21 protein-coding genes are annotated in these 9,332 nt (G+C 55.8%); all 21 read right to left on the bottom strand.

The window, feature by feature from the left end; all coding sequences use genetic code 11:
* Position 1: 1 nt before the first annotated feature.
* A complete protein-coding gene (gene rpmD / locus EA797_RS14150; RefSeq protein WP_003281818.1) occupies positions 2 to 181 on the bottom strand; it encodes a 50S ribosomal protein L30 in 180 nt (59 codons plus the stop codon).
* A gap of 2 nt (positions 182 to 183) precedes the next feature.
* Positions 184 to 684: a 30S ribosomal protein S5 gene (gene rpsE, locus EA797_RS14155; protein WP_019339966.1), complete on the bottom strand. Its 501-nt coding sequence runs from the start codon at positions 682 to 684 to the stop codon at positions 184 to 186.
* Between the two features lie 3 nt (positions 685 to 687).
* Entirely contained in the window at positions 688 to 1,038 is a 351-nt protein-coding gene (gene rplR / locus EA797_RS14160) for a 50S ribosomal protein L18 (RefSeq protein ID WP_019339967.1), read from the bottom strand.
* A 10-nt stretch (positions 1,039 to 1,048) separates the two neighbouring features.
* Positions 1,049 to 1,582: a 50S ribosomal protein L6 gene (gene rplF / locus EA797_RS14165; RefSeq protein WP_019339968.1), complete on the bottom strand. Its 534-nt coding sequence runs from the start codon at positions 1,580 to 1,582 to the stop codon at positions 1,049 to 1,051.
* 12 nt (positions 1,583 to 1,594) lie between these two features.
* Entirely contained in the window at positions 1,595 to 1,987 is a 393-nt protein-coding gene (rpsH, locus tag EA797_RS14170) for a 30S ribosomal protein S8 (protein ID WP_003281824.1), read from the bottom strand.
* A 184-nt stretch (positions 1,988 to 2,171) separates the two neighbouring features.
* A complete protein-coding gene (gene rpsN / locus EA797_RS14175; protein WP_122166178.1) occupies positions 2,172 to 2,477 on the bottom strand; it encodes a 30S ribosomal protein S14 in 306 nt (101 codons plus the stop codon).
* A gap of 13 nt (positions 2,478 to 2,490) precedes the next feature.
* Positions 2,491 to 3,030, bottom strand: a complete 540-nt coding sequence (gene rplE / locus EA797_RS14180) for a 50S ribosomal protein L5 (RefSeq protein ID WP_019339970.1) — start codon at positions 3,028 to 3,030, stop codon at positions 2,491 to 2,493.
* Between the two features lie 19 nt (positions 3,031 to 3,049).
* Positions 3,050 to 3,364 (bottom strand): 50S ribosomal protein L24, encoded by a 315-nt coding sequence (rplX, locus tag EA797_RS14185; protein ID WP_019339971.1) that lies wholly within the window; start codon positions 3,362 to 3,364, stop codon positions 3,050 to 3,052.
* A gap of 11 nt (positions 3,365 to 3,375) precedes the next feature.
* Positions 3,376 to 3,744, bottom strand: a complete 369-nt coding sequence (gene rplN / locus EA797_RS14190; protein WP_003289207.1) for a 50S ribosomal protein L14 — start codon at positions 3,742 to 3,744, stop codon at positions 3,376 to 3,378.
* A gap of 23 nt (positions 3,745 to 3,767) precedes the next feature.
* Positions 3,768 to 4,034 carry a 30S ribosomal protein S17 gene (rpsQ, locus tag EA797_RS14195; protein ID WP_029404618.1) on the bottom strand — a complete coding sequence of 89 codons (267 nt, stop codon included), beginning with the start codon at positions 4,032 to 4,034 and terminating at the stop codon, positions 3,768 to 3,770.
* A gap of 2 nt (positions 4,035 to 4,036) precedes the next feature.
* Positions 4,037 to 4,228 (bottom strand): 50S ribosomal protein L29, encoded by a 192-nt coding sequence (gene rpmC / locus EA797_RS14200; RefSeq protein WP_003289209.1) that lies wholly within the window; start codon positions 4,226 to 4,228, stop codon positions 4,037 to 4,039.
* Complete coding sequence (gene rplP, locus EA797_RS14205) at positions 4,228 to 4,641, bottom strand: 50S ribosomal protein L16 (RefSeq protein WP_003176421.1); 414 nt, start codon at positions 4,639 to 4,641, stop codon at positions 4,228 to 4,230. The genes rpmC and rplP overlap by 1 nt, the downstream gene beginning before the upstream one ends.
* Before the next feature lie 12 nt (positions 4,642 to 4,653).
* Positions 4,654 to 5,340 (bottom strand): 30S ribosomal protein S3, encoded by a 687-nt coding sequence (rpsC, locus tag EA797_RS14210; RefSeq protein WP_122166180.1) that lies wholly within the window; start codon positions 5,338 to 5,340, stop codon positions 4,654 to 4,656.
* A 13-nt stretch (positions 5,341 to 5,353) separates the two neighbouring features.
* The gene (rplV, locus tag EA797_RS14215; RefSeq protein WP_007924194.1) at positions 5,354 to 5,686 is read right to left on the bottom strand and encodes a 50S ribosomal protein L22; all 333 of its coding nucleotides are present in this window, start codon (positions 5,684 to 5,686) and stop codon (positions 5,354 to 5,356) included.
* Between the two features lie 13 nt (positions 5,687 to 5,699).
* A complete protein-coding gene (rpsS, locus tag EA797_RS14220) occupies positions 5,700 to 5,975 on the bottom strand; it encodes a 30S ribosomal protein S19 (RefSeq protein WP_019339974.1) in 276 nt (91 codons plus the stop codon).
* 16 nt (positions 5,976 to 5,991) lie between these two features.
* Positions 5,992 to 6,813: a 50S ribosomal protein L2 gene (gene rplB, locus EA797_RS14225; RefSeq protein ID WP_122166182.1), complete on the bottom strand. Its 822-nt coding sequence runs from the start codon at positions 6,811 to 6,813 to the stop codon at positions 5,992 to 5,994.
* Between the two features lie 14 nt (positions 6,814 to 6,827).
* Entirely contained in the window at positions 6,828 to 7,127 is a 300-nt protein-coding gene (rplW, locus tag EA797_RS14230) for a 50S ribosomal protein L23 (protein ID WP_021209378.1), read from the bottom strand.
* Positions 7,124 to 7,726 carry a 50S ribosomal protein L4 gene (gene rplD, locus EA797_RS14235; protein ID WP_019339977.1) on the bottom strand — a complete coding sequence of 201 codons (603 nt, stop codon included), beginning with the start codon at positions 7,724 to 7,726 and terminating at the stop codon, positions 7,124 to 7,126. Before rplD ends, rplW begins: the two co-directional genes overlap by 4 nt.
* 12 nt (positions 7,727 to 7,738) lie before the next feature.
* The gene (gene rplC / locus EA797_RS14240) at positions 7,739 to 8,374 is read right to left on the bottom strand and encodes a 50S ribosomal protein L3 (protein ID WP_045160596.1); all 636 of its coding nucleotides are present in this window, start codon (positions 8,372 to 8,374) and stop codon (positions 7,739 to 7,741) included.
* Positions 8,375 to 8,455: 81 nt separating this feature from the next.
* Positions 8,456 to 8,767, bottom strand: coding sequence for a 30S ribosomal protein S10 (gene rpsJ / locus EA797_RS14245; protein ID WP_003186070.1), 312 nt, complete (start codon positions 8,765 to 8,767; stop codon positions 8,456 to 8,458).
* Between the two features lie 151 nt (positions 8,768 to 8,918).
* On the bottom strand, positions 8,919 to 9,332 hold a 414-nt coding region (locus EA797_RS14250; RefSeq protein WP_341866922.1), incomplete at its 5' end, for an EF-Tu C-terminal domain-related protein.

A 9,332-nucleotide genomic window follows, 5' to 3' on the forward strand; every position in this document is an offset into this window, starting at 1 on the left:
CTTAGCCCTCCACACGGAGCATGTAATAAGCCTTGTTGATCATCCCGCGGTTTTCAGGAGTGTCCTGAACCTCAACGGTATGACCAATGCGACGAAGACCGAGGCCCTTGACGCAAAGCTTGTGATTAGGGATACGACCGCTGACGCTTTTAATCAGCGTGACCTTGACGGTATTAGCCATGATCAGGAAATCTCCTCAACGCTCTTGCCGCGCTTGGCAGCAATAGACTCAGGCGACTGCATCGCTTTCAAACCCTTGAAAGTGGCATGAACCACGTTCACCGGGTTGGTCGAGCCGTAGCACTTAGCCAGAACGTTCTGCACGCCAGCGACTTCGAGAATGGCGCGCATGGCACCACCAGCGATCACGCCGGTACCTTCGGAGGCAGGCTGCATGTAAACCTTCGACGCACCATGTGCTGCCTTGGTTGCGTACTGCAGCGTGGTACCGTTCAGATCCACCTGGATCATGTTGCGGCGAGCCGCTTCCATAGCCTTCTGAATGGCAGCTGGCACTTCGCGGGATTTACCGCGACCGAAGCCCACACGGCCTTTACCATCACCAACAACCGTCAACGCGGTGAAAGTGAAGATACGACCACCCTTTACAGTCTTGGCGACGCGGTTAACTTGAACCAGCTTCTCAATGTAGCCTTCGTCGCGCTTTTGCTCGTTATATGCCATAACTTAGAACTCCAGCCCGCCTTCACGAGCAGCATCAGCCAGTGCTTTAACACGACCGTGGTACTTGAAGCCAGAACGGTCGAACGCCACCTGGGTGACACCTGCGGCCTTAGCGCGCTCAGCGACCAGCTGACCAACTTTTTTGGCAGCGTCGACGTTGCCAGTGGCTCCGCCGCGCAGTTCTTTGTCGAGAGTCGAGGCACTGGCCAGGACCTTGCCGCCGTCGGCCGAAAGGACCTGGGCGTAGATGTGCTGGGAAGAGCGGTACACACAAAGGCGTACGGTTTCCAGCTCGCGCATCTTCAGGCGTGCCTTGCGAGCGCGACGCAGACGAGTAACTTTCTTTACGCTCATTTGCTATGCCCTACTTCTTCTTAGCTTCTTTACGACGGACCACTTCGTCCGAGTAACGTACGCCCTTGCCCTTATAAGGTTCTGGACGACGGAAATCGCGGATTTCAGCAGCCACCTGACCGACCAGTTGCTTATCGACACCCTTGATCAGGATATCGGTCTGGCTGGGGGTCTCAGCGGTAACGCCTTGCGGCAGTTCATATTCCACCGGATGCGAGAAGCCGAGAGCCAGGGACAGCACTTGACCTTTGGCTTGTGCCTTGTAACCAACACCAACCAACTGGAGCTTGCGCTCAAAACCTTGGCTAACACCGATCACCATGTTGTTGACCAGCGCACGAGTAGTACCGGCCATGGCACGGTTCTGCTGATCGCCATTGCGGGCAGCAAAACGCAACTCACCGGCCTCGTGAATAACTTCCACGGACGAGTGCACATTCAGTTCCAGAGCGCCCTTGGCACCCTTTACCGAAAGCTGCTGGCCGGACATGTTGAATTCAACACCAGCTGGCAGCTTGACGGGGTTCTTAGCAACGCGAGACATGCTTATCCCCCCTTAGAACACTGTGCAGAGCACTTCGCCGCCAACGCCAGCAGCGCGAGCAGCCCGATCAGTCATCACACCTTTATTGGTGGATACGATCGAAACACCCAGACCGCCGCGAACCTTCGGCAACTGATCGACGGACTTGTACTGGCGAAGGCCAGGACGGCTTACACGCTTGAGCTCTTCGATGACTGGACGGCCTTCGAAGTACTTAAGCTCGATAGACAGCTGCGGCTTGGCGTCGCTGCTGACGTTGTATCCTGCGATATAGCCTTCGCCCTGAAGGACATTGGCAACAGCCACCTTCAGAGTGGAAGACGGCATGCTTACGACGGACTTTTCGGCCATCTGGGCATTACGGATACGAGTTAGCATGTCCGCTAACGGGTCCTGCATACTCATGGGCTCTTAGCTCCTAATACTAAAAAATAAGCCCTTTCGGGCTCGTGTCGCCTGCTAATGAGCACACCTATGAACGCGTGGCTCGGGCGAGCCGGACATTCTAAAGAGAGTCCAGAAACGAATCAAGCCCCATGAAGGGGCTTGATTAAAACAGGGCGCCCGAAAGTCCGGGCACCTAGCTTTCTTACCAGCTGGCCTTAACCAGTCCCGGTACGTCACCACGCATAGCGGCCTGGCGCAGCATGTTACGCGCAAGACCAAACTTGCGGTAAACACCATGCGGACGGCCAGTAAGGCGGCAGCGGTTGCGCAGACGCGAAGCACTCGCATCACGAGGCTGCTTCTGCAGTGCGACTTGAGCCTCCCAACGCGCCTCCGGAGTTGAATCCGGACTCGCGATGGTTGCTTTCAGCGCAGCGCGCTTCTGCGCATACTTGGCAACCGTTTGCTGACGCTTCAGCTCACGGTTCTTCATGCTTTGCTTAGCCATGTGCCTACTCCAATCAGTTGCGGAACGGGAAGTTGAAAGCGCGCAGCAACGCGCGACCTTCTTCATCCGTCCGAGCAGTAGTAGTCAGGGTGATATCCAGACCACGCAGCGCATCGATTTTGTCGTAATCGATTTCCGGGAAGATGATCTGCTCTTTTACGCCCATGCTGTAGTTGCCGCGACCGTCAAACGACTTGGCGTTCAGGCCACGGAAGTCACGCACCCGCGGCAGGGAGATGGAGAGAAGACGATCCAGGAACTCGTACATACGATCACTGCGCAGCGTCACCTTGACACCGATCGGCCAGCCTTCGCGAACCTTGAAGCCAGCGATGGACTTGCGAGCGTGAGTCACGACGACCTTTTGGCCGGTGATCTTCTCCAGGTCAGCAACAGCATTATCGATGATCTTCTTATCACCGATAGCTTCGCCGATACCCATGTTCAGGGTGATCTTGGTAATACGCGGAACTTCCATCACGTTGCCAAGCTGAAGCTCTTCTTTCAGCTTGGGAGCGATCTGCTTCCGATAAACTTCTTTTAGTCGTGCCATGGTTATCTACCTAGCAGTCTCAAGCTTCAACCGGCTTTTGGGTCGACTTGAAGACACGAATTTTCTTGCCGTCTTCTACTTTAAAACCAACGCGGTCAGCCTTGTTGGTTTCGCCGTTGAAGATAGCGACGTTAGAGGCGTGCAGAGGTGCCTCTTTCTCGACGATACCGCCCTGAACGCCGGACATCGGGTTCGGCTTGGTATGGCGCTTTACCAGGTTGATGCCACCGACAACCAGACGGTCGTCAGCGAGAACCCGGAGCACCTTACCGCGCTTGCCCTTGTCCTTGCCGGCGATGACGATGATCTCGTCGTTGCGACGAATCTTTTGCATGCGGCTTCTCCTTACAGCACTTCAGGCGCGAGCGAGACGATCTTCATGAACTTCTCAGAGCGAAGTTCACGCGTCACTGGCCCGAAAATACGGGTGCCAATAGGCTCCTGCTTGTTGTTCAGCAGAACAGCAGCGTTGCCATCGAAGCGGATAATGGAGCCGTCTGGACGACGAACACCATGACGGGTACGGACTACAACAGCAGTCATTACCTGGCCTTTCTTGACCTTGCCACGGGGAATCGCTTCTTTGACGGTAACCTTGATGATGTCACCGATGCCGGCGTAACGACGGTGAGAACCGCCGAGAACCTTGATACACATGACGCGACGCGCGCCACTGTTGTCAGCCACATCGAGCATTGATTGAGTCTGAATCATATAATTTCTCCGACCCCTAGCCCTTAGACTTCGACGGCACGTTCAACGACATCAACCAACATCCAGCACTTGGTCTTAGCCAGCGGACGAGTCTCGCGGATAGTGACCTTATCGCCTATACGGCACTGGTTGGTTTCGTCGTGAGCGTGCAGTTTGGTCGAACGCTTAACGTACTTACCGTAGATCGGGTGCTTAACGCGACGCTCAATCAGTACGGTGATGCTTTTGTCCATCTTGTCGCTGACGACGCGGCCAGTCAGCGTGCGGACAGTTTTTTCAACTTCAGCCATGATTACTTACCTGCCTGCTGGTTGAGCACAGTCTTGACGCGAGCAATGTCGCGCTTGACTTGCGAGAGCAGGTGAGACTGCCCCAACTGGCCAGTTGCTTTCTGCATGCGCAGATTGAACTGGTCGCGCAGCAGCTCGAGCAATTGCTCGTTCAGCTGCTGAGCGGATTTTTCACGAAGCTCATTCGCTTTCATCACATCACCGTCCGCTTAACAAAGGAGGTGGCGAGCGGCAGCTTTGCAGCGGCCAGGGCGAATGCCTCACGCGCCAGCTCTTCGGAAACACCCTCGATCTCGTAGAGCACCTTGCCCGGCTGAATCTGGGCCACCCAGTACTCAACGTTGCCCTTACCTTTACCCATCCGCACTTCTAGAGGCTTCTTGGAAATAGGCTTATCGGGGAAAACGCGGATCCAGATTTTGCCGCCACGCTTTACATGACGAGTCAAAGCACGACGAGCTGATTCAATCTGACGCGCCGTTAGACGACCACGAGCAACAGACTTAAGAGCGAATTCGCCGAAGCTGACTTTGCTACCGCGCTGAGCCAAGCCGCGGTTGTGGCCAGTCATCTGCTTGCGGAATTTTGTACGCTTAGGTTGCAACATTTGGCGTACTCCTTACTTGGTAGCTTTTTTACGAGGAGCAGGCGCTTGCGGCTTGAGCTCTTCATGGCGACCACCAATTACTTCGCCTTTGAAGATCCAGACCTTGACGCCAATCACACCGTAAGTGGTGTGTGCTTCGTAGGTGTTGTAGTCGATATCGGCACGCAGGGTGTGCAAGGGCACACGACCTTCCCGATACCATTCCGTACGGGCGATTTCAGCCCCACCCAGACGTCCGCTCACCTGGATCTTGATGCCTTTGGCACCAATACGAATCGCGTTCTGCACCGCGCGCTTCATGGCGCGACGGAACATCACACGACGCTCCAGCTGCTGAGCGACGTTCTGTGCTACCAGCATTGCATCGAGTTCCGGCTTGCGGATTTCTTCGATGTTGATGTGCACAGGCACACCCATTCTCTTGGTCAGGTCCTGACGCAGCTTCTCAACATCCTCACCCTTCTTACCGATCACGATGCCGGGACGAGCTGTGTGGATGGTGATGCGGGCTGTCTGAGCCGGACGATGGATATCGATACGGCTTACGGACGCGCTTTTTAATTTGTCTTGGAGATACTCACGCACATTCAGATCTGCAAGCAGATAATCGGCGTACGTGCGACCGTCTGCATACCAGACGGAAGTGTGCTCCTTGACGATTCCCAGGCGTATGCCAGTGGGATGTACTTTCTGACCCATCTGATCGACTCCGTTACTTGTCCGCAACCTTGACAGTGATATGGCAAGACCGCTTGACGATGCGATCAGCGCGGCCTTTGGCACGCGGCATGATGCGCTTAAGCGAACGCCCCTCGTTGACGAAGACGGTGGAAACCTTCAGGTCATCCACGTCAGCGCCTTCGTTGTGCTCGGCGTTGGCTACAGCCGACTCCAGCACTTTCTTCATGATCTCGGCGGCTTTCTTACTGCTGAAAGCCAGCAGGTTGAGCGCTTCGCCCACCCTCTTCCCGCGGATCTGGTCGGCGACCAGGCGGGCTTTCTGGGCGGAGATGCGAGCGCCCGACAACTTAGCGGCTACTTCCATCTTTCCTTACCCCTTAGCGCTTGCCTTTCTTGTCCGCTACGTGCCCGCGATAAGTGCGGGTACCAGCGAACTCGCCGAGTTTGTGACCGACCATGTCTTCGTTCACTAGAACTGGAACATGTTGACGGCCGTTATGCACAGCGATGGTCAGACCGACCATTTGCGGCAGGATCATAGAACGGCGCGACCAGGTTTTAACCGGCTTACGATCATTCTTTTCCATCGCCACTTCGACCTTCTTCAATAGGTGAAGATCGATAAAAGGACCTTTTTTCAGAGAACGCGGCACTGTCGTATCCCTCTAGTTACTTGCGACGACGGACGATCATGTTATCGGTGCGCTTGTTAGAGCGAGTCTTCGCGCCCTTAGTTGGGAAGCCCCATGGCGACACCGGATGACGACCACCGGAGGTACGACCCTCACCACCACCGTGGGGGTGATCGACCGGGTTCATTGCCACACCGCGTACGGTTGGGCGAACGCCACGCCAGCGCTTGGCACCAGCTTTACCAAGTGAACGCAGGCTGTGCTCGGAATTCGAGACCTCGCCCAGCGTTGCACGGCATTCAGCCAATACTTTACGCATCTCGCCGGAGCGAAGACGCAGGGTTACGTAGGCACCTTCACGCGCTACCAGCTGAGCCGAAGCACCAGCAGAACGAGCGATCTGTGCACCCTTACCCGGCTTGAGCTCAACACCGTGAACGGTAGAACCAAGCGGAATGTTACGCAGCGGCAGGCTGTTGCCAGCTTTGATCGGAGCGTTGACGCCCGAAAGCAGCTGGTCGCCAGCGCTCACGCCTTTTGGCGCGATAATGTAACGACGCTCACCGTCTGCATACTTCAACAGCGCGATGTGGGCAGTACGGTTCGGATCGTACTCGACACGCTCAACGACGGCAGGAATGCCATCCTTGTTGCGACGAAAATCGACCAGACGATAGTGCTGCTTGTGACCACCACCAATGTGACGGGTAGTGATACGACCGTTATTGTTACGGCCGCCAGACTTCGACTTCTTCTCGAGCAGCGGAGCATAGGGAGCGCCTTTGTGCAGCTCCTGATTGACCACCTTGACCACGAAACGGCGGCCCGCGGAAGTCGGTTTGCATTTAACGATTGCCATGATGCACCCCTTCCTTACTCAGCGTTGCCGGAGAAATCGAGATCTTGGCCCGGCTGAAGTGCGATATACGCCTTCTTCCAGTCGTTGCGCTTGCCCAGACCGCGAGCGGTACGCTTGGTCTTACCCTGTACATTCAGAGTGCTGACTTTCGCGACTTTCACGTTGAACAGGCTTTCGACGGCCTTCTTGATTTCCAGCTTGGTTGCATCAGTAGCAACCTTGAAAACGAACTGGCTCTTGCTGTCAGCCAGCATGGTTGCCTTCTCGGAGACGTGCGGACCAAGCAGGACTTTGAATACGCGTTCCTGGTTCATCCCAGCAGCTCCTCGAATTTCTTCACAGCCGACACGGTGATCAACACCTTGTCATAGGCGATCAGGCTGACAGGATCCGAACCTTGCACATCACGAACATCGACGTGCGGCAGGTTGCGAGCTGCCAGATACAGGTTCTGATCAACAGCATCGGAGACGATCAAAACATCGTTCAGGCCCATGCCAGTCAGCTTGTTGGCAAGCAGCTTGGTCTTGGGGCTGTCAACCGCGAAATCCTCAACAACGACCAGACGCTCGGAGCGAACCAGCTCGGAGAGGATGGAGCGCAGCGCGGCGCGATACATCTTCTTGTTGAGCTTTTGCTCATGGTTCTGCGGGCGAGCTGCGAACGTGACACCACCGCCACGCCAGATCGGACCACGCGAAGTACCGGCACGTGCGCGACCGGTACCCTTCTGGCGCCAGGGACGCTTACCGCCACCGGATACATCGGAGCGAGTCTTCTGCTGCTTGCTACCCTGACGACCGCCAGCCATGTAGGCGACGACTGCCTGGTGCACCAGCGTCTCGTTGAACTCACCACCAAAGGTTTGCTCGGAGACTTCGATGGCTTGTGCGCCATTAACATTCAATTGCATGTGAACTCCCCCTTACCCGCGAGCCTTGGCGGCCGGACGCACTACAACGTCACCACCGGTGGCGCCAGGCACTGCGCCCTTGACCAGCAGTAAGTTACGCTCGGCATCGACACGCACGATTTCCAGGGACTGCACGGTTACGCGCTCGGCGCCCATGTGCCCGGACATCTTTTTGCCCTTGAAAACACGGCCTGGAGTCTGGCACTGGCCAATGGAGCCCGGGACGCGGTGGGATACGGAGTTACCGTGAGTATTGTCCTGACCACGGAAATTCCAGCGCTTGATGGTACCGGCAAAGCCTTTACCCTTGGACTGACCGGTGACATCCACCATCTGTCCTGCCTGAAAGATTTCAGCGTTGATCTGGTCACCAACCTGGAACTCCTCGCCATCAAGGCGGAATTCCCAGACACCGCGACCAGCAGCCACATTCGCTTTAGCGAAATGACCAGCCTGTGCCTTGGTAACACGGGACGCACGACGCTCGCCGACAGTTACCTGCACAGCGCGATAGCCATCGCTTTCTTCATTCTTGAACTGAGTGACGCGATTCGGCTCGATCTCAATGACCGTAACCGGAATAGAGACACCATCTTCGGTGAAAACGCGGGTCATGCCGCATTTACGACCGACTACACCAATAGTCATGTTGTAACCTCTTGAGTGTACGGGGCTTTCACCCGCTATGGCCGCCCATTTCAGAGCGTTACACGACTAAAACTCCAGGTTTTAGCCGAGGCTGATCTGCACTTCCACGCCAGCCGCAAGATCAAGCTTCATCAGCGCATCGACTGTTTTGTCAGTCGGCTGGACGATATCCAGCACACGCTTATGAGTACGGATCTCGTACTGGTCACGCGCATCTTTGTTGACGTGCGGAGAAACCAGAACAGTGAACCGCTCTTTGCGGGTCGGCAGTGGAATCGGACCACGCACCTGAGCACCAGTACGTTTCGCGGTTTCCACGATTTCCTGGGTTGATTGATCGATCAGGCGATGGTCAAAAGCCTTCAACCGAATACGGATTTGTTGGTTTTGCATTTTGACCTCAGACTCCAATTAGCCATCCCTACCAAACGCAGATACGCCCGGTAAAAGGAGGCGCAATTGTACGGATGCGTCCAGGGGGTGTCAATAAATGATCAGCAATAGAAAAAGGGGCCCCGAGGGGCCCCTTCCTACATCGAAAGTATTATTCGATGATCTTGGCAACCACACCAGCGCCAACGGTACGACCACCTTCACGAATAGCGAAACGCAGGCCGTCTTCCATGGCGATCGGGGCAATCAGAGTAACAACCATTTTGATGTTGTCACCCGGCATAACCATCTCAACGCCTTCGGGCAGCTCACAGTTACCGGTCACGTCGGTGGTCCGGAAGTAGAACTGCGGGCGATAGCCTTTGAAGAACGGAGTATGACGGCCGCCTTCTTCCTTGCTCAGGACGTACACTTCGCCTTCGAACTTGGTGTGCGGCTTGATGGTGCCCGGCTTGGCCAGAACCTGGCCACGCTCGACGTCATCACGCTTGGTGCCACGTAGCAGTACGCCGACGTTCTCACCAGCGCGCCCTTCGTCCAGCAGCTTGCGGAACATTTCAACGCC

The sequence above is a fragment of the Stutzerimonas zhaodongensis genome, from assembly GCF_003696365.1.
Taxonomy (GTDB): domain Bacteria; phylum Pseudomonadota; class Gammaproteobacteria; order Pseudomonadales; family Pseudomonadaceae; genus Stutzerimonas; species Stutzerimonas zhaodongensis.